Annotated in this window: 18 protein-coding genes; 11 read left to right on the top strand and 7 right to left on the bottom strand. The window is 65.4% G+C overall.

Annotation, left to right across the window (positions count from 1 at the left end):
* Positions 1-53 precede the first annotated feature (53 nt).
* The 3 genes from ACFLEY_RS15725 to ACFLEY_RS15715 form a co-directional block, all read right to left on the bottom strand.
* Positions 54-860 (bottom strand): xanthine dehydrogenase family protein subunit M, encoded by an 807-nt coding sequence (locus ACFLEY_RS15725; protein ID WP_028173408.1) that lies wholly within the window; start codon positions 858-860, stop codon positions 54-56.
* Positions 861-896: 36 nt separating this feature from the next.
* Complete coding sequence (locus ACFLEY_RS15720; protein ID WP_027560187.1) at positions 897-1,382, bottom strand: (2Fe-2S)-binding protein; 486 nt, start codon at positions 1,380-1,382, stop codon at positions 897-899.
* A 135-nt stretch (positions 1,383-1,517) separates the two neighbouring features.
* Positions 1,518-1,964, bottom strand: a complete 447-nt coding sequence (locus ACFLEY_RS15715; protein ID WP_011088412.1) for a carbon monoxide dehydrogenase subunit G — start codon at positions 1,962-1,964, stop codon at positions 1,518-1,520.
* A gap of 172 nt (positions 1,965-2,136) precedes the next feature.
* On the opposite strand from ACFLEY_RS15715, the gene ACFLEY_RS15710 reads away from it, so the two are divergent.
* The 3 genes from ACFLEY_RS15710 (at position 2,137) to ACFLEY_RS15700 (ending at position 4,868) form a co-directional block, all read left to right on the top strand.
* A complete protein-coding gene (locus tag ACFLEY_RS15710) occupies positions 2,137-3,492 on the top strand; it encodes a 3-carboxy-cis,cis-muconate cycloisomerase (RefSeq protein WP_060908115.1) in 1,356 nt (451 codons plus the stop codon).
* A 72-nt stretch (positions 3,493-3,564) separates the two neighbouring features.
* Positions 3,565-4,347, top strand: a complete 783-nt coding sequence (gene pcaD / locus ACFLEY_RS15705; RefSeq protein ID WP_396604685.1) for a 3-oxoadipate enol-lactonase — start codon at positions 3,565-3,567, stop codon at positions 4,345-4,347.
* A 128-nt stretch (positions 4,348-4,475) separates the two neighbouring features.
* On the top strand, positions 4,476-4,868 hold the full coding sequence (locus ACFLEY_RS15700) for a carboxymuconolactone decarboxylase family protein (RefSeq protein WP_011088415.1): 393 nt from the start codon (positions 4,476-4,478) through the stop codon (positions 4,866-4,868).
* On the opposite strand, the gene ACFLEY_RS15695 is transcribed toward ACFLEY_RS15700, so the two are convergent.
* The gene (locus ACFLEY_RS15695) at positions 4,830-5,354 is read right to left on the bottom strand and encodes a hypothetical protein (protein WP_060908117.1); all 525 of its coding nucleotides are present in this window, start codon (positions 5,352-5,354) and stop codon (positions 4,830-4,832) included. The two genes, ACFLEY_RS15700 and ACFLEY_RS15695, sit on opposite strands and share 39 nt — an antisense overlap.
* 278 nt (positions 5,355-5,632) lie before the next feature.
* Complete coding sequence (locus ACFLEY_RS15690; protein WP_028173403.1) at positions 5,633-5,818, bottom strand: hypothetical protein; 186 nt, start codon at positions 5,816-5,818, stop codon at positions 5,633-5,635.
* Between the two features lie 277 nt (positions 5,819-6,095).
* Between ACFLEY_RS15690 and ACFLEY_RS15685 the strand changes: the two genes are divergently transcribed.
* The 5 genes from ACFLEY_RS15685 (at position 6,096) to ACFLEY_RS15665 (ending at position 11,186) form a co-directional block, all read left to right on the top strand.
* Positions 6,096-7,013: a branched-chain amino acid ABC transporter permease gene (locus tag ACFLEY_RS15685; RefSeq protein WP_060908119.1), complete on the top strand. Its 918-nt coding sequence runs from the start codon at positions 6,096-6,098 to the stop codon at positions 7,011-7,013.
* 59 nt (positions 7,014-7,072) lie between these two features.
* A complete protein-coding gene (gene livM, locus ACFLEY_RS15680; protein ID WP_373565361.1) occupies positions 7,073-8,350 on the top strand; it encodes a high-affinity branched-chain amino acid ABC transporter permease LivM in 1,278 nt (425 codons plus the stop codon).
* The gene (locus ACFLEY_RS15675; RefSeq protein ID WP_011088419.1) at positions 8,347-9,180 is read left to right on the top strand and encodes an ABC transporter ATP-binding protein; all 834 of its coding nucleotides are present in this window, start codon (positions 8,347-8,349) and stop codon (positions 9,178-9,180) included. Before livM ends, ACFLEY_RS15675 begins: the two co-directional genes overlap by 4 nt.
* Complete coding sequence (locus ACFLEY_RS15670; protein WP_060908121.1) at positions 9,177-9,917, top strand: ABC transporter ATP-binding protein; 741 nt, start codon at positions 9,177-9,179, stop codon at positions 9,915-9,917. The genes ACFLEY_RS15675 and ACFLEY_RS15670 overlap by 4 nt, the downstream gene beginning before the upstream one ends.
* A gap of 150 nt (positions 9,918-10,067) precedes the next feature.
* Complete coding sequence (locus ACFLEY_RS15665; protein ID WP_060908122.1) at positions 10,068-11,186, top strand: branched-chain amino acid ABC transporter substrate-binding protein; 1,119 nt, start codon at positions 10,068-10,070, stop codon at positions 11,184-11,186.
* A 92-nt stretch (positions 11,187-11,278) separates the two neighbouring features.
* Here the strand turns inward: ACFLEY_RS15665 and ACFLEY_RS15660 are convergent, their stop codons facing one another.
* The gene (locus ACFLEY_RS15660) at positions 11,279-11,665 is read right to left on the bottom strand and encodes a response regulator (protein ID WP_038967598.1); all 387 of its coding nucleotides are present in this window, start codon (positions 11,663-11,665) and stop codon (positions 11,279-11,281) included.
* Positions 11,666-11,890: 225 nt separating this feature from the next.
* Between ACFLEY_RS15660 and ACFLEY_RS15655 the strand changes: the two genes are divergently transcribed.
* Together ACFLEY_RS15655 and ACFLEY_RS15650 are read left to right on the top strand one after the other, a co-directional pair.
* Entirely contained in the window at positions 11,891-14,716 is a 2,826-nt protein-coding gene (locus tag ACFLEY_RS15655; protein WP_011088423.1) for a PAS domain S-box protein, read from the top strand.
* Positions 14,717-14,775: 59 nt separating this feature from the next.
* The gene (locus ACFLEY_RS15650) at positions 14,776-15,774 is read left to right on the top strand and encodes a P1 family peptidase (RefSeq protein ID WP_060912606.1); all 999 of its coding nucleotides are present in this window, start codon (positions 14,776-14,778) and stop codon (positions 15,772-15,774) included.
* A 157-nt stretch (positions 15,775-15,931) separates the two neighbouring features.
* On the opposite strand, the gene ACFLEY_RS15645 is transcribed toward ACFLEY_RS15650, so the two are convergent.
* Positions 15,932-16,717 (bottom strand): EF-hand domain-containing protein, encoded by a 786-nt coding sequence (locus ACFLEY_RS15645; RefSeq protein WP_060908123.1) that lies wholly within the window; start codon positions 16,715-16,717, stop codon positions 15,932-15,934.
* A 254-nt stretch (positions 16,718-16,971) separates the two neighbouring features.
* Between ACFLEY_RS15645 and rpe the strand changes: the two genes are divergently transcribed.
* Positions 16,972-17,673, top strand: a complete 702-nt coding sequence (rpe, locus tag ACFLEY_RS15640) for a ribulose-phosphate 3-epimerase (protein ID WP_060908124.1) — start codon at positions 16,972-16,974, stop codon at positions 17,671-17,673.
* Positions 17,674-17,805: the final 132 nt, after the last annotated feature.

Raw genomic sequence — 17,805 nt, 5'->3', positions numbered from 1 at the left:
GTCTTGGTTACGCCCTCACCGGGGCAAGTCGTTGGGCCAGTTGGTGAGGCCCATCATTCCTTGGCATTGGCGGCGTCGACGGCCCGCCGCGTCAGCACCCCGATGAGGTGCGCGCGGTATTCGGCACTGCCGTGGATGTCGCTGTTGAGACCCTCGGCCGGCACCTCGATGCCATCAAGGGCTTTCGCCGAGAAGCGCTTCTTCAGGGCTTCCTCAAACGCGGTGACGCGGAACACGCCTTCGGAGCCGGCGCCGGTGACGGCAACGCGCACGTCCGACGGACGCCGCGCCACGAACACGCCGACCAGCGCGTAGCGCGAGGCCTGGTTGCGGAACTTGATGTAGGCGGCCTTCTTCGGCAGCGGGAACATCACCTTGGTGATGATCTCGTCGGCCTCGAGCGCCGTCGTGAACAGGCCCTGGAAATACTCCTCGGCCTTGAGGCGGCGCTTGTTGGTGACGATGGTCGCCCCGAGCGCAAGCACCGCGGCCGGATAGTCCGCGGTCGGATCGTTGTTGGCGAGCGAGCCGCCGATCGTGCCCTTGTGGCGCACGGCGGGATCGCCGATTCCGCCGGCAAGGCTCGCGAGCGCCGGGATCGCTTCGCCGACGACGGCGGAGGTCGCGACCTCGGCGTGCTTGGCGGTGGCGCCGATCACCAGCGAGCGGCCCTTCATCTCGATCGCGTTGAGCCCCTCGATGTGGGAGAGGTCGACCAGATGCGGAGGGCTCGCGAGGCGCTGCTTCATGACCGGAATCAGCGTGTGGCCGCCGGCGATCACCTTGGCGTCTTCGTTCTTCACCAGGAGGTTGGCGGCCTGCCGAACGGTCCCGGGGCGATGATATTTGAATTCGTACATCTGAATGTCCTGATCGCGGGATGCGCGCGTGTCGATTTAGGCGAGGTCGGATTTCGCCATCGCCTTGGCGCCGGCGGAGATCGAGGCGACGATGTTCTGGTAACCGGTGCAGCGGCAGAGATTGCCTTCCAGCTCCTCGCGGATGGTGTGGTCGTCGACCTCGTGCCCCTTGCGATGGACGATGTCGATCGCGGTCATGATCATGCCGGGCGTGCAGAAGCCGCACTGCAGGCCATGGTGCTCGCGGAAGGCTTCCTGCATCGGATGCAGCGGCGCGCCGTCGGCAGCCAGCCCCTCGATCGTCTTGACCTCGTGGCCGTCAGCCATCACGGCAAGCGTGGTGCAGGACTTCACGGCCTTGCCGTCGAGATGCACGACGCAGGCGCCGCACTGCGAGGTGTCGCAGCCGACATGGGTGCCGGTCAGCCGCAGATTCTCGCGCAGGAACTGCACCAGAAGCGTGCGGGGATCGACGTTGGCCGTCACAGGATTGCCGTTCACGATGAGGGAGATTTTCGCCATAAGCACTCTCTATCAGCGCCCCGACGGGTCCCGTCGAAGCGGTTCTTATAATTATTCCAACCCATCATATGGGCCATTATGCCCCGGGGCAACATCACCCCGGACGCAAGGCGCCATGCCGAAAGGCGATAGCCTTCAGCCCTGTACCGCCTTGGCGAAGTTCGCGAAAAACTCGTCGGCCAGCTTCTTGGCGGCGCCGTTGATGAGGCGTTGTCCGAGCTGCGCCAACTTGCCGCCGATCTGCGCCTCGACGTCGTAGGAGAGCAGCGTGCCGCCGTCCTTCTCCGCCAGCTTGACCACGGCGCCGCCCTTGGCAAAGCCCGCCACCCCGCCCTCGCCTTCGCCGGAGATCTTGTAGCCGTTCGGCGGATCGAGATCGGAGAGCGTCACCTTGCCCTTGAAGCGCGCCGACACCGGGCCGACCTTCATTTTCGCTGTGGCGCGAAAGCCGCCGTCGTCGGTCTTCTCCAGCTCCTCGCAGCCGGGGATGCAGGCCTTCAGCACCTCGGGATCGTTGAGCTTGGCCCACACAGCCTCGCGCGGCGCCGCAAGCTGGACTTCGCCGTTCATCGTCATGGCCATGGGGTGCCTCCCGGGATCGTGCAATTATAATGCTGCTCAAGTAACGCACGTAGGCTGCAAAGGAAAGGGCGGCCTCCGGCCACGTGCAATGCATATTCGCAACTGCAAAAAATCTTGCGCGGTCGGTTTTGGATTGGCACAGGCGGGCCATGATGGTTAGGTCCCGCGCAACATGAGCACAGCCCTCTCCCCCCTGCTCGCGCCGATGCTGTCGAGCGCCGCCATGCGCGCCGTCTGCGACGACCGGTCAACGCTCCAGAACATGCTCGATTTTGAGGCAGCCTTGGCGCGCGCCGAAGCCGCCACCGGCGTGATTCCCGCGGCCGCCGTGGGCCCGATCGAAACCGCCTGCAAGGCGGATGCCTTTGACATCGCCGCGCTGGCCGAGGCCGCGACACGGTCCGGCAATCTCGCGATTCCCCTGGTCAAGGCGCTGACCGCCAACGTCGCAAAGGCCGACGCGGAGGCCGCACGCTACGTGCATTGGGGCGCGACCAGCCAGGACGTCATCGACACTGCGACCATGCTCACGCTGCGCGCCGCCATCGACGCGCTGGACGCCGACCTCAGCCGCGCCATCAAGGGTTTTGCCGCACTGGCGCGCAATCACCGCAACACCGCGATGGTGGCGCGGACATGGCTCCAGCACGCGCTGCCGATGCCGTTCGGGCTCAAGGCCGCCGAATATGCCGCGAGCCTTGCTCGCGCCCGCTGCCGCCTCAGGCGGCTCTCCCGCGAGGGCCTCGCGCTGCAATTCGGCGGCGCGGCCGGCACGCTCGCGGCCCTCGGCGACAAGGGGCTCGCGGTCGCCGAACGATTGGCGCAGGAGCTCAACCTGCCGCTGCCGGAGGCGCCCTGGCACACCCATCGCGACCGCATCGCGGAGGCCGCATCGGTTCTCGCGATTCTCGCCGGCAGCTGCGGCAAGATCGCGCGCGACGTCTCGCTGATGATGCAGACCGATGTCGCCGAGGCGTTCGAGCCGGCCGGCGAAGGCCGCGGCGGCTCCTCGACCATGCCGCACAAGCGCAACCCTGTCGCGGCCGCAAGCGCGCTGGGATGTGCCACCATGGCCCCGCAGCTCGCCGCGACGATTTTTGCCGCGCAGGTACAGGACCACGAGCGCAGCGCCGGCCCCTGGCATGCGGAATGGCCGACGCTGCCTCAACTGATGCTGGTCACTTCGGGCGCGCTCGCCGCCATCGTCGACATCGCCGAGGGCCTGGACGTCGATGCCGCGCGCATGCGCAGCAATCTCGATGCGACGCACGGGCTGATCATGGCCGAGGCGGTCACCTTTGCGCTGGCCGAGAGGATCGGCAAGAGCGATGCGCATCATCTCATCGAGGCCGCGAGCAAGCGCGCGGTCGCCGAGAAGAAGCATCTGCGCGAGGTTCTCGCGGCCGATTCGCAGGTCACAGCGCATCTTTCGCCGGAAAAAATTGCGGCATTGTTCGAGCCGATGGCCTATCAAGGGGCTTCCCAAGCCATGATCGACCGGCTGCTCGACAGCCTCGAGCGAGATTGATTGTTTGAGCATGATCCCTTCGGAAAACCGTTCCACACTTTTCCGGATCATGCTCCAGAACGGAGACGCCGCATGCCCATGATCGATGCCGACGGTTGCCTGATCAACGTCTCCGTCGAAGGCCGCGACGGCGGGCCGACCTTGATGCTGTCCAATTCGCTCGGCAGCACGCTTCAGATGTGGGAGCCGCAGATGAAGGCGCTGACACAGGTGTTCCGCGTCATCCGCTATGACCGCCGCGGCCACGGCAAGTCGAACGTTCCCCCCGGCCCTTACACGATGGAGCGCTTCGGCCGCGACGTGCTGGCGATCCTCGACGATCTCAACATCGAGAAGGTGCATTGGTGCGGCCTGTCGATGGGCGGCATGGTCGGACAATGGCTGGGCGCGAATGCGCCGGAGCGCTTCGGCAAGCTCGTCCTCGCCAACACCTCCTGCTACTATGCCGAGCCGACCAAATGGCTGGAACGCATCGATGCCGTGAAGAAGGGCGGCATCGCGGCGGTGGCCGATGCCGTGATCGCGGGCTGGCTCACCCAGGATTTCCGCGAGCGCGAGCCTGACATCACCGCCCGGATGAAAGCGATGCTGCTCGCCTCACCCGTGGAGGGCTATCTCGCCTGCTGCGAGGCGCTGTCGACGCTCGACCAACGCGAGTTGCTGCCAAAGATCAAGAGCCCGACATTGGTGATCGCCGGCCGCCACGACATGGCGACGCCGATCTCGGCGGGCGAGCTGATCCGCTCGAAAATTCCCGGCGCCAACATGACCATCATCGACGCCGCCCATATTTCCAATGTCGAGCAGCCGCACGCGTTCACCGATGCGGTGGTGGGGTTCCTGACGCAACGCTGATTGCGCCTGTCGTCATTCCGGAGCGATGCAAAGCATCGCCCCCGGAATCTCGATCGGCATTCACAACCTCGAGATTCCGGGTTCGCCTCTTCGAGGCGCCCCGGAATGACTGATCCGGAGAAACAAACATGGACGACCAGAAGCGCCGCGATGCCGGCATGAACGTGCGCCGCAAGGTGCTGGGCAATGCCTGGGTCGACAAATCAGTCGCCAATCGCAATGCCTTCAACACCGATTTCCAGGATCTGATCACGCGCTACGCCTGGGGCGAGATCTGGACGCGGCCGCATTTCGACGAGCGCACAAGGCGGGTGCTGGTGATCGGCACCATGGTCGCGCTTGGGCAATGGGACGAATTCCGCCTGCATGTGCGCGCGGCGCTCGCCGAGGGCGGCTTCACGCCCGACGACATCAAGGAAATCCTGCTCCAGCAGGCGATCTATTGCGGCGTGCCGGCGGCGAACCACGCCGTCAAGGAGGCCTCAGCGATTGTGCAGGAGCTCGGCCTGCTCAAGACCTAGCGGCGCGGCGGCCTCGGCGCTCTTGGGTGCCGCCACAGGGCGCTCGATCACCATCACGATCGCAGCCCCCAGCAGCAGCAAGAGCTCGGTCGCGTGCAGCCGGAGCGCGTCCATCTCGCCGACCTTCGAGGCCATGACCATGCTCGCAAACGAGATCACGCTGCCGATCGCCAGCGCAATGCCGAGCGCCTCGTCACTGCCGCCGTTCCTGCGGACGCGGGGAATGCACAGCAGCGCGAGGTAGATCGCGAAGAACGCCACCACGGTCAACCGTCCCAGCGCCAGCAGCCAGGCCGCGCGCACCGTGTCCATCCCCGCCATCTGGAGATTGTCGCTGAGGAACAGCGCGACCGCGACGCTCGGCCGTTCGTAGAGGCCGTGCACCGGCGCCACCATGATGTTGAAGGCGACGAGCGTCCAGGCGGGGATGAAATAGGCCGCCAGCAGCGCGCCGTTGACCGAGTCGATCCGCCAATTCCTGAACATGCCGCTTCCCGCTTCGCCTGCCACGCGCCTTCAATGGGAAGGCTTTGCCGGGAGCTAACTCGCATCAGTCCGTGGCGGCAATTTAAACCCTTTTTTTACCTTAACAGGGCACCCGCACACGTCGTCATTCCGGGATGGTGCGTCAGCACCAGACCCGGAATCTCGAGATTCCGGGCTCGGCTCTTCGAGCCGCCCCGGAATGACGCCAAGCAACGAAAAAAGGCCCCACCTTGCAGCGGGGCCCTTCTTCACTCCTGCTCACTCACTGGGCTCCCAAACTAGTTGTCCTGACCGCGCTGGCCACCATGCTGCTGGCCGGGCTTGTCACCCTGGCGCATCGGATCCTGCTGCTGCTGTCCGGGTTTCTGCCCACCGCCCTGCTGCTGCCCTGGCTGCTGACCTGGGCGCTGCTGGCCGGGGTTCTGAGTCTGCTGACCCGGATTCTGGTTCTGCTGCTTCGTCATCGGGGGGAGCTCCCTTGTTGGACGTCAGAGGGAAGCTAACAACCGCCCTCGGATTTGGTTGCCACGCGGAACCCGGTTCCTCGCAGCTGCGGAACCGGGAGACGACATCCGGAACCAAATGAGTTCTGTACAAGCCGTTATGCCTAGGCCTGCCCAGTTGCGGCCGCCAGTTCCCTCCTGTTACAAAACGAGAAGAATGCTCAAGGGCTGCCGGGGCCCAAGAACTCTCTCGAAGAGCTCCCTTTGAGCCCGCGTCAAGTTTGGGTAACGGCAGCCTGTGGATTATTTCGCCCAGCAGCTCATCAACGGCCTCGTGCTCGGCTCCATCTACGGCCTGATCGCGATCGGCTACACGATGGTCTACGGCATCGTCGGCATGATCAACTTCGCCCATGGCGACGTCTTCATGATCGGCGGCTTCATCGCCCTGATCACCTTCCTGATCCTGATCTCGCTCGGCGTGACCGCGATCCCGGTGATCCTGCTCGTCGTGCTGCTGGTCGCGATGGCGATCACGGCGCTCTATGGCTGGACCATCGAGCGCATCGCCTACCGGCCGCTGCGGCATTCCTTCCGTCTCGCCCCGATGCTGTCGGCGATCGGCATGTCGTTCGTGCTGACCAACTATTCGCAGGTGGCGCAAGGCGCCCGCGTCAAGCCGATCCCGCCCTTCATCACCGGCGGCTACACGCTGCATGAGAGCGCGGACGGCTTCGTCATCCAGCTCTCCAACATCCAGATCATGGTGGTCATCACAACCATCGTGCTGCTGGCGATCTTCACCTGGCTGGTGTCGCACACGCGGCTCGGGCGCGATATGCGCGCCTGCGAGCAGGACCAGACCATGGCGGCCCTGCTGGGCGTCGACGTCGACCGCACCATCTCCATGACCTTCGTGATCGGCGCCGCGCTCGCCGCGGTCGCGGGTTTCATGTACCTGCTCTATTACGGCCTGGTCGATTTCTTCATGGGCTTCGTCGCCGGCATCAAGGCCTTCACGGCAGCCGTGCTCGGCGGAATCGGCTCGCTGCCGGGCGCCATGCTCGGCGGCCTTGCGATCGGCCTGATCGAGACGTTCTGGTCGGCCTATTTCTCGGTCGAATACAAGGACGTCGCGGCATTCTCGATCCTGATCGTCGTGCTGATCTTCATGCCGACCGGCCTGCTCGGCCGTCCCGAAGTCGAAAAAGTCTGACGGACCGCCGCGTGACAGCCATTCCGCACGAGACCAAGCACGCAAGCCGCACCGCCGGCATCACCTATATCCTGAAGAAATCCCTGCTCAGTGCACTGGTCGCGCTGGTGCTGTTCTCACTGATGGTCGGCGTCCGGACCGAGGCCGGTTCCGACGGCCAGCTCACTTATTGGACGCGCTTCGGCGAGGTCGCAGCGCTTGTCGCCGCCGTGTTCGGCGGCTCGATCGTGATCGAGCTGCTCCGGCAATGGCTCGGCCCGACCGGCGCCGAGAAGCTGGTGCCGCCCGCAGTGCATCGCGGGATGTCGTTCGTCGGCCGCTACCTCGCGCCCGCGCTTTTGATCTTCACGCTGCTGGTGCCCGTCATCTTCTATAACCAGCGCTACATCCTCGACCTCGCGATCCTCGTGCTCACCTATGTCATGCTGGGCTGGGGATTGAACGTCGTGGTCGGCCTCGCCGGCCTGCTCGATCTCGGCTACGTCGCCTTCTATGCGGTCGGCGCCTATTCCTACGGCCTGCTCGCCACCAATTTCGGCTGGTCGTTCTGGATCTGCCTGCCGCTCGCCGGCATCCTCGCCGCGTTCTGGGGCGTGCTGCTCGGCTTTCCCGTGCTGCGGCTGCGCGGCGACTATCTCGCCATCGTGACGCTGGCCTTCGGCGAGATCATCCGCCTCGTCATCATCAACTGGCAGAGCCTGACCGGAGGCCCCAACGGCGTCTCCGGCATTCCCCGCCCCACCTTCTTCGGCATCCCGCTCGACAACAGCGACGACGGGCTCGCCGCCAAGCTCGGCATCGAGTACTCAGCGACCCACCGCATCGTCTTCCTATTCTATTTGATCCTGGCGCTCGCGCTGCTCACCAACTGGGTGACGATCCGTCTGCGCCGCCTGCCGATCGGCCGCGCCTGGGAGGCCTTGCGCGAGGACGAGGTCGCCTGCCGCGCGCTCGGCATCAACACCACGACCACCAAGCTTACCGCGTTCGCGACCGGCGCGATGTTCGGCGGCTTTGCCGGTGCGTTCTTCGCCACCCGCCAGGGCTTCATCAGCCCGGAATCCTTCACCTTCCAGGAATCGGCATTGGTGCTGGCCATCGTCGTGCTTGGCGGCATGGGCTCGCAACTCGGCGTGGCGCTCGCCGCGCTGGCCATGATCGGGGGCTTCGAGCTGTTCCGCAGCCTCGAGACCTACCGCATGCTGGTGTTCGGCATGGCCATGGTGCTGATCATGATCTGGCGGCCGCGCGGCCTGGTCGGCCATCGCGCGCCGACCGTGTATCTGACCAAGGAGCAGGCGATCTCCTCCGACCTCGTCAAGGAAGGGCACGGATGAGCGGCGACAAGATTCTCAACGTCGACCGGCTGACCATGCGCTTCGGCGGCATCGTTGCCGTGCAGGACCTGTCGCTCTCGGCCGAGCGCAAGAAGATCACCGCGCTGATCGGGCCGAACGGCGCCGGCAAGACCACGGTCTTCAACTGCATCACCGGCTTCTACAAGCCGAGCGGCGGCACCATTCGCCTCACCCATGACGATGGCCGGACGATCGCCCTGGAGCGGCTGAACGATTTCCGCATCGCCAAGCTGGCCAAGGTGGCGCGCACCTTCCAGAACATCCGCCTGTTTCCCGGCATGACCGCGCTGGAAAACCTGATGGTGGCGCAGCACAACGCCTTGATGCGGGCCTCCGGCCTCACCTTTCTCGGCCTGATCGGTGCGCCCGGCTATCGCGATGCCGAGAAGCGCGCGATCGATCTGGCCACCGATTGGCTCAGGCGGGTCAACCTGCTCGACCGCGCCGACGATGCCGCCGGCAATTTCGCCTATGGCGACCAGCGCCGGCTCGAGATCGCGCGCGCGATGTGCACCGAGCCCGCGCTTCTGTGCCTGGACGAGCCCGCCGCCGGCCTCAACGCGCGCGAGAGCGCCGCCTTGAGCGAGCTCCTGCTCTCGATCCGCAACGAGCTCGGCACCTCGATCCTGCTGATCGAGCACGACATGTCGGTGGTGATGGAAATCTCCGACCATATCGTGGTGATGGACCACGGCGTGAAGATCGCCGAAGGTTCGCCGCGCGCGGTCCGCGACGACCCCAAGGTGATCGCCGCCTATCTCGGCGCCGACGAGGAAGAAGCCGTGGCCGTGATGGAGAGCGGGTCGTGACTTCACCCACTCCCCTGCTCGCGATCCGCAGCCTTCGCGCCGCCTACGGCAAGATCGAGGCGCTGAAGGGCGTCGACGTCGAGATCAATGCCGGCGAGATCGTGGCGCTGATCGGCGCCAACGGCGCCGGCAAGTCGACGCTGATGATGACCATCTTCGGCAAGCCGCGGGCCCGTGCCGGCCAGATCCTGTACGAAGGCCGCGACATCACCGACGTGCCCACCCACGAGATCGCGCATTTGCGCATCGCGCAATCGCCGGAGGGACGGCGCATCTTCCCGCGCATGAGCGTGGCGGAAAACCTCCAGATGGGTGCCGATGCCACCGGATGCACCGATTCCGAGCGCGACGCGACGCTGGAACGCGTCTTGAATCTGTTTCCACGGCTGAAGGAACGCTACGCCCAGCGCGGCGGAACCCTGTCCGGCGGCGAGCAGCAGATGCTGGCGATCGGCCGCGCCTTGATGAGTCGTCCCCGCCTGCTCCTGCTCGACGAGCCCTCGCTCGGGCTCGCGCCGCTGATCGCGCGCCAGATTTTCGATGCGATCCGCACCCTGAACCGGCAGGACGGCCTGACCGTCCTGATCGTCGAGCAGAACGCCAACCATGCGCTCAAGCTCGCCCATCGCGGCTATGTCATGGTCAATGGCCTGATCACGCTGGCCGGGACCGGCGCCGAGTTGTTGCAGCGCCCCGAGATTCGCGCCGCCTATCTGGAAGGCGGCCGGCACGGCTGAGGCGGGCCATGTGCGGCCGAATGTGGCGAGATATCTCCGCCAATGCCCGTATTTTGCTGGTGACTTCTCCTCGAATTCATTCAAGAATGGCGCCGGTTTGGACCGGGCATGCCCGGCAACTTCCACAGGCGACCACCCGCGAGGTATCTCATGAAATCACTGAAGCTCATCGGTCTGGCATTCGGCGCGTCGATCGCGCTGTCGAGCGCGGCATTCGCGCAGGATGTCACCATCGCAGTCGCAGGCCCGATGACAGGCACAGAGTCCGCCTTCGGCCGCCAGATGAAGAACGGCGCCGAGATGGCCGTGGCTGATATCAACACCGCCGGCGGCATCAACGGCAAGAAGCTCTCGCTCAACGTCGAGGACGATGCCTGCGATCCCAAGCAGGCGCGCTCGATTGCGGAAAAGATCGCCGGCGCCAAGATCCCCTTCGTCGCCGGACACTACTGCTCGTCGTCGTCGATCCCGGCCTCGGAGGCCTATGCAGACGGCAACGTCCTCCAGATCACCCCAGCCTCGACCAACCCGCTCTTCACCGAGCGCAAGCTGTGGAACGTGGCGCGCGTCTGCGGCCGCGACGATCAGCAGGGCCTGATCGCGGCGCAGTACATCGCCAAGAACTACAAGGGCAAGAACATTGCGATCCTCAACGACAAGACCACCTACGGCAAGGGTCTTGCGGACGAGACCAAGAAGGCGCTCAACAAGGCCGGCATCACCGAGAAGATGTACGAGTCCTACAACAAGGGCGACAAGGACTTCAACGCGATCGTCTCGCGCCTGAAGCGCGACAACATCGATCTCGTCTATGTCGGCGGCTACCATCAGGAGAGCGGCCTGATCCTGCGCCAGATGCGCGACCAGGGTCTCAAGACAGTGCTGATGGCCGGCGACGCGCTCGCCGACAAGGAGTACGCCTCCATCACCGGCCCGGCCGGCGAAGGCACGCTGTTCACCTTCGGCCCCGATCCGCGCAACAAGCCGACCGCCAAGAAGATCGTCGATGCCTTCAAGGCCAAGAACATCGACCCCGAAGGCTACACGCTCTACACCTATGCGGCGATGCAGGTCTGGTCGCAGGCGGCCAAGAAGGCCGGCACCACCGACGCCAAGAAGGTGATGGAGGCGATGAAGGCCGGCAAGTGGGACACCGTGATCGGCCCGATCGAGTATGACGCCAAGGGCGACATCAAGCAGATCGACTACGTCGTCTACAAATGGGATGCCAAGGGCGGCTACGCCGAGATCAAAGGCAACGGCACCTAACGCGCTTGCCGGGCCCCAAGGCCGTTATCCAAGCATCATCACGCCCCGGCTTGCCCGGGGCGTTCTTCTTGGGCAAGCGTCCTGGACAAGGGTCAGACAGCTGCGGGCAGTTCGCCGCCCGCCGCGGCCTGGGCCTTCCGCAGCGCTTGCAGGAGATCGTTCGGCCGAAACGGCTTTTGCAGGCAGACCACGTTGGCAAGGTGAGGCGATTGTTCCATGAAATCCAGCGCCGTCATCCCGGACACCGCAATGATGGGGAGGCCCGGCGCACGCTCCCGCAGGCTCGCGATGACGTCGACGCCGCTGGTGTCGCCAAGGAAGATATCGACGATCGCCGCGTCAAACGGGCTTTCCGCGAAGGCTTTCAGCCCGGCCGCACCGCTTTCGGCCTCCGCGACCTCGAAGCGATGGACCCGAAGCACGATCGCGACCATCGCACGGACGTCCTTCTGGTCGTCGATGATGAGAACACGGGGCATAGGGAAGAACTCCCGGATATCGATCAAAATCGATGATTCAAACCTGGAACCCACTCCGGCGGGATGGCATTATGGCACCGTCCAGTAAAGCGCATCTAACCCGACCCCTATTCCGTGGTCCCACCAGAATTAAGTAATCTGTAACCTTCGGTTGAGTCGCGGTCGCAACAGTTCAAGATGTGCGCCCGTAACCCGCTACCATAGCGCCGGCCTGCGGGGATCCGAATGACGTCGATGAAAATGGCGAAGACCGGTCTGCGAGAGGTGGACGTGCCCGCGACGATCGACCGAAGCACATTCCTTTCGACCCTGCCGGCCACCTCGACCGACCGCACCGCCGCATTGGCGATCGTCGGCATATCAGCAATCCTGTTCGCATTGGCCGTCCCTTTCGCGGGTACCCCGCTCCTGCCCGTCCCGGCCTTTGTCGCGAGCTATCAATCGGCCCTCGCCGTAAGCGACATCGTCACCGCGGTGCTGCTGCTGTCGCAGTTTTCGGTCTTGCGGACCCGCGCGCTGTTGTGGCTCGCGAGCGGCTATCTGTTCACCGCCGCCGCGGCGCTGGTTCATGCCCTCACCTTCCCCGGACTGTTCACCCCGACCGGACTTTTCGGCGCGGGCGGGCAAACCACGGTCTGGCTCTACATGATCTGGCACGGCGGCTTCCCGGTGTTCGTGCTGGGCTATGCCTGGCTGAAGGAGGCCGACGGCGGCGCCAGGATCCGCGGCACGACAATCAGGGCGATCTGCGCCATCGTGTTCGGCGTCGCCGCCGCCATGGCCGTCTTCGCCTGGATCGTCACCGCCTGGCACGATCTGCTCCCGGTCCTGCTGCGCGACGGCCACTACATGCCGGCCATGATCGGCGTCGTATCCTTCGTATGGTCGCTCAGCTTTGCCGCCCTCGTCTCGCTCTGGTTCCGCAGGCCGCATTCGGTGATCGACGTCTGGCTCATGGTCGTGATGTGCGCCTGGCTGTTCGATATCGCACTCTCGGCGATCGTGAACGTCGCGCGCTTCGATCTCGGCTTCTACGTCGGCCGCCTCTACGGCCTCTGCGCGGCGACCTTCGTGCTCGCGGTGCTCCTGGTCGAGAATGTCCGCCTCCAGGCGCAGACCGCGAGCATGGTCGGCGCGCTGAAGCGCCGATCGGACGCCGAGCGCGACTATCACGCCGAGCGCGAGCGGCTGTTCACCGCCGTCGTCGAATCCTCCAACGACGCCATCATCACCAAGTCGCTCGACGGCACCATCACGACCTGGAACAGCGCGGCCGAGCGCGTCTTCGGCTACTCCGCCGACGAGGCGGTCGGCCGTTCCATCGACATCATCATGCCGGACGATCAGCGTGACGATGTCGCCGAGAATCTGGCCCGCACCCGCAACGGCGAGGTCATCGACCAGCAGGAGACCGTACGGCTGCACAAGAGCGGTCAACCCATCGACGTGGTGCTGAGCCAGGTCCCGCTGCGATCGACCGAGGGCAAGATCATCGGCGCGTCCAAGGTGGCCCGCGACGTCACCGAGCGGAAGCGAGCGGAGATGGCGCTCAATCGGGAGATCGAGGAGCGCCAGCGCATTTTCGAGACCTCGCAGGATCTGATCCTGGTCACCGATGGTTTCGGCAATTTCATCCAGGTCAGCCCCAGTGTGAAGGACATCCTCGGCTTCAGCCCGGACGACATGGTCGGGCACAGTGCGATCGAGTTCATCCACCCTGATGACCTCGAGAAAACGCGCAGCGAGATGCGCGCGGCCCGGCGCGGCGCGGTCAAGCGCAGCTTCGAGGCGCGCTACTATCACTACGATGGTCACGAGGTTACGCTGAACTGGATGGGCACCTGGTCCGAGCCGGTGCGGCGCCATTTCTTCATCGGCCGCGACCTCACCGAGAAGCAGGCCGCCGAAGCCCAGCTCCGGCAGGTCCAGAAGATGGATTCGATCGGCCAGTTGACCGGCGGCGTCGCCCACGACTTCAACAACGTGCTGACCGTCATCACCGGCACGATCGGTATTCTGGCGGATGCGGTCGCCGATCGTCCCGAGCTCGCCGCCATCACCAAGCTGATCGACGACGCCGCCGAGCGCGGCGCGCAGCTGACCAAGCACCTGCTCGCCTTCGCCCGCAAGCAGCCGCTCCAGCCGCGCGAGATCGACGTCAATGCGCTGACGCTCGAGGCCGCCAAGCTGCTGCATCCGACGCTGGGCGAGCAGATCACCATCATGCCCCAGCTCACCGAGGACGCCTGGCCGACACTGGTCGATCCCGGCCAGCTCTCCACCGCCATCCTCAACCTCGCGCTGAACGCGCGCGATGCCATGCCCGACGGCGGCACCCTGGTGCTCGAGACCCGCAACGTCTTCCTCGACGACGGTTATGCCAGCATGAATCCCGACATCGTTGCCGGCAATTACGTGATGATCGCGGTCAGCGACACCGGCACTGGAATTCCGGCCGATCTGATCGAGCGGGTGTTCGATCCGTTTTTCACGACCAAGGAGGTCGGCAAGGGCACCGGCCTCGGGCTCAGCATGGTGTTCGGCTTCGTCAAGCAGTCCGGCGGCCACATCAAGATCTACAGCGAGGAAGGCCACGGCACGAGCGTGAAGATCTACCTGCCGCGCTCCACCGGCGTGCAGGAGACCGAGTTCGAGGCGCTTCAGAACGCGCCCGTCGCCGGCGGCAGCGAGAAGATCCTGATCGTCGAGGACGATGCTCTGGTACGGCAATACGTCGTGACCCAGATCAAGAGCCTCGGCTACGCCGCGCTCGAAGCCGCCAACGCGGCCGACGCCCTCACCATCATCGACGCCGACAAGGACATCGACCTGCTCTTCACCGACGTCATCATGCCGGGCGCCATGAACGGCCGCCAGCTCGCCGATGAAGCGGCCCGCCGCCGCCCCGATCTGAAGACGCTGTTCACCTCGGGCTACACCGAGAACGCCATCGTCCATCACGGACGGCTCGACTCCGGCGTGCTGCTGCTGGCCAAGCCCTACCGCAAGTCCGAGCTGGCCAAGATGCTCAGGACGGCGCTCGCCAGTTGAGCCTGCGGCATCTCTGCGCTATCGCAGAAGCGAACTCCTCATCAGCGCGCGAGGCCATCTTGAAAAATCTGCTGACCGACATCGCCGGCGTCCGCGTCGGCCATGCCGAGGATGCCAAAGTCGCCTCCGGCACGACCGCGATCATTTTCGATTCCCCCGCGGTCGCGGCGATCGACGTCCGCGGCGGCGGACCCGGCACGCGCGAGGACGCACTGCTCGATCTCGCCAATACCGTCGAACGCGTCGACGCGATCGCGCTGTCGGGCGGCTCCGCCTTCGGCCTCGATACCGGCGGCGGCGTGCAGGCCTGGCTCGCCGAGCAGGGCCGCGGTCACCGGGTTCGCGAAGCCCTGATCCCGATCGTGCCGGGCGCGATCCTGTTCGATCTCCTCAACGGCGGCGACAAGGCCTGGGGACGCTTCTCGCCCTATCGCGACCTCGGCTACGCCGCGGCAGCCGCCGCCGGCACGGACTTCGCAATCGGCAGCGTCGGCGCGGGCTTAGGTGCCACCACCGCGACGTTCAAGGGCGGGCTCGGCTCAGCCTCGGCGGTGACGCCTGATGGCGTCAAGGTCGCGGCGATCGTCGCCGTCAACGCGGTGGGCAGTGTCACCGTCGGCAACGGGCCGTGGTTCTGGGCGGCGCCGTTCGAGGTGGACGGCGAATACGGCGGACGCGGCCTGCCCGACAAGTTCACCGACGACATGCTCCGCATGCGCATCAAGGGCGGTCCCGCCGCGAGCGCGCGCGAAAATACCACCATCGGGGCCGTCGTCACCGACGCGGTGCTGACCAAGCCACAGGCCAAGCGGCTGGCGATGATCGCCCACACCGGCTTCGCCCGCGCCATCTATCCGGTGCATGCACCGACCGACGGCGACGTGCTGTACGCGGCTGCGACCTGCGAGAAGTCGATCGAGCCGCTGGTCGGCCTCACCGAGCTCGGCACCGTCGCCGCCAACGTGGTCGCGCGCGCAATCGCACGCGGCGTGTATTGCGCAACCGCGCTGCCGTTCGGCGGCGCGCAGCCGGCATGGCGGGACCGGTTTGGTGGATAGTTGAACGCCCGTCACACATCAGGTGTCATCGCCCGGCGAAGACCGGGCGATCCAGTATTCCAGAGACGGTTGTGATTAAACCGGAAGGCCGCGGCGTACTGGATGCCCCGCTTTCGCGGGGCATGACAGCGCAATTTGGCGAGAGAGCGTTCTTAGCTCACACGCTCATCGACATCGACGAGCCGGCGGTCGCTGAGGCGCCTTGCCCCTGCCCGCCTTGCCGCTGCATCAACTGCGCGAACAGATCGTAAGCCGAATTAGCGGAGGAGTTGGAGGCGCCCGGGACCGTCGTCGACATCTTGAAGCCGTCGGCATAGGTGACGGTGGTGGTGGTCGAGCCGTCGGCGGCGGTCGTCGTGGTCGAGGTCGATCCGCCGCTCGGCTTCGAGGAGGAATCCGATCCCTCGCCGGAGCCGCTGGCACCGTGGGCATGGCCGCGATGTCCGCTCTTCAGCGCCTTCGACATCTCGTCGAGGTTGACGCTGCCGTCGGAATTCGAATCCAGCTTCGAGAACACGTCATCGGCCTGCGCGAGATTGGTGCCGCCGGCTCCCAGCGCGTTCTCGAATTCGGACTTGGTGATCTTGCCGTCGCCGTCCGCATCGATCTGCGAGAACAGGTCCTTCAGCGCAGCGTCCCGGCGGGTCGAGGACGACGAGTTCGATGAGGTCGAGGTCGTCGCGCTGCTGGTGCCGTCCGACGATTGGCTTTGCGCGGCGATCAGCGCGCTCATCGTCTCCGGCGCGATCTGCGAGCAATTGCCCGAGTTGGCCGACGAGGTCGCGCCGCTGCTCGTGCTGTTGCTGCCGCTGTCGATCGCGAACGGATTGGTCGGCGCGCTTTGCGATGATCCCGTCTTCTGTGTCGAGGACGACGATTTCGGGTTTGTCAGCGACTGGATCGCGTCGAGCGCCGTCGAGACGGCGCCAAGAGCAAACAGCATTGCACAACTCCAACCGATGCGGCATGCCGCGGTCAATGTTCCGGGGAGGAAGTCAGCAAGCGCCGTGCCAGCGCGAAAAGCTCAATGAATTCCGCTTCCAGCGCACCTGGCGCGGCCCAGCAATATCGGCAATTCGTGCCGGTGACGGCAGAAATTTCCGCCCACAGGCAGCGCGCCTGTCCTGCATTGCCCGCCACGGAGGCCCATGTTAGGCGAGACCCATTCCTCTTCCGGCCGCCACGGGAAACAGCGCCATGACCCAAGCCTTCACCCCCCGCCCCCTGGCAATCGCCCCCTCGATCCTGGCCTCGGATTTCTCCAGGCTCGGCGAAGAGGTGCGCGCGGTGGACGCCGCCGGTGCCGACTGGATCCATCTCGACGTGATGGACGGGCACTTCGTCCCGAACATTTCCTATGGCCCCGACGTCATCAAGGCGATGCGCCCGCATACCAAGAAGGTCTTCGACGCGCACCTGATGATCTCGCCCTGCGATCCCTATCTCGAGGCCTTCGCCAAAGCCGGCTGCGACCACATCACGGTCCATGCGGAAGCAGGTCCCCATCTGCACCGCTCGCTCCAGGCGATCCGCGCGCTCGGCAAGAAGGCGGGCGTCTCGCTTAATCCGGGCACGCCCATCAGTGCGCTCGAATACGTCCTCGACCTGGTCGATCTCGTGCTGGTGATGTCGGTCAATCCCGGCTTCGGCGGCCAGGCCTTCATTCCCTCCGCGATCGGCAAGATCCGCGACATCCGCGCGATGACGGCGGGCCGTCCGATCGACATCGAGGTCGACGGCGGGGTCGGTCCCGACGTCGCGGGCGCGCTCGCCGCGGCCGGCGCCAACGCCTTCGTCGCCGGCACCTCCGTGTTCAGGGGCGGCACGCAGGACGCCTACAGGACCAATATTGCCGCGATCCGCAATGCCGCCGCAGGCGCCCGCGGCGAAGCCATCTGAGCCGCATCGGACTCTGCACGAGCGGCGAAAACCTGCGGCTCTTACGGGTGCCGCAGCGCGCGATGCCTAAAATTGCAACTGCGACCCGTACTCATCCGGGCTTCACTGATTCGCGCAAATCACCGCTACTGG

It is taken from the genome of Bradyrhizobium sp. YCK136 (genome assembly GCF_044570075.1).
Lineage (GTDB): Bacteria > Pseudomonadota > Alphaproteobacteria > Rhizobiales > Xanthobacteraceae > Bradyrhizobium > Bradyrhizobium diazoefficiens.
The sequence above is the reverse complement of the archived record's forward strand: the minus strand, read 5'-3'. Positions and strand labels throughout refer to the sequence as shown.

Excerpts from the sequence above, each read along its gene's own strand:
- ACFLEY_RS15645 (WP_060908123.1), bottom strand. The coding sequence starts at position 16,717 with ATGCTGTTTGCTCTTGGCGCCGTCTCGACGGCGCTCGACGCGATCCAG.
- ACFLEY_RS15720 (WP_027560187.1), bottom strand. The coding sequence starts at position 1,382 with ATGGCGAAAATCTCCCTCATCGTGAACGGCAATCCTGTGACGGCCAAC.
- ACFLEY_RS15660 (WP_038967598.1), bottom strand. The coding sequence starts at position 11,665 with ATGCCCCGTGTTCTCATCATCGACGACCAGAAGGACGTCCGTGCGATG.
- pcaD (WP_396604685.1), top strand. The coding sequence starts at position 3,565 with ATGCCCATGATCGATGCCGACGGTTGCCTGATCAACGTCTCCGTCGAA.
- ACFLEY_RS15715 (WP_011088412.1), bottom strand. The coding sequence starts at position 1,964 with ATGGCCATGACGATGAACGGCGAAGTCCAGCTTGCGGCGCCGCGCGAG.
- rpe (WP_060908124.1), top strand. The coding sequence starts at position 16,972 with ATGACCCAAGCCTTCACCCCCCGCCCCCTGGCAATCGCCCCCTCGATC.
- ACFLEY_RS15695 (WP_060908117.1), bottom strand. The coding sequence starts at position 5,354 with ATGTTCAGGAATTGGCGGATCGACTCGGTCAACGGCGCGCTGCTGGCG.
- ACFLEY_RS15700 (WP_011088415.1), top strand. The coding sequence starts at position 4,476 with ATGGACGACCAGAAGCGCCGCGATGCCGGCATGAACGTGCGCCGCAAG.
- ACFLEY_RS15675 (WP_011088419.1), top strand. The coding sequence starts at position 8,347 with ATGAGCGGCGACAAGATTCTCAACGTCGACCGGCTGACCATGCGCTTC.
- ACFLEY_RS15655 (WP_011088423.1), top strand. The coding sequence starts at position 11,891 with ATGACGTCGATGAAAATGGCGAAGACCGGTCTGCGAGAGGTGGACGTG.
- ACFLEY_RS15690 (WP_028173403.1), bottom strand. The coding sequence starts at position 5,818 with ATGACGAAGCAGCAGAACCAGAATCCGGGTCAGCAGACTCAGAACCCC.
- ACFLEY_RS15665 (WP_060908122.1), top strand. The coding sequence starts at position 10,068 with ATGAAATCACTGAAGCTCATCGGTCTGGCATTCGGCGCGTCGATCGCG.
- ACFLEY_RS15725 (WP_028173408.1), bottom strand. The coding sequence starts at position 860 with ATGTACGAATTCAAATATCATCGCCCCGGGACCGTTCGGCAGGCCGCC.
- ACFLEY_RS15710 (WP_060908115.1), top strand. The coding sequence starts at position 2,137 with ATGAGCACAGCCCTCTCCCCCCTGCTCGCGCCGATGCTGTCGAGCGCC.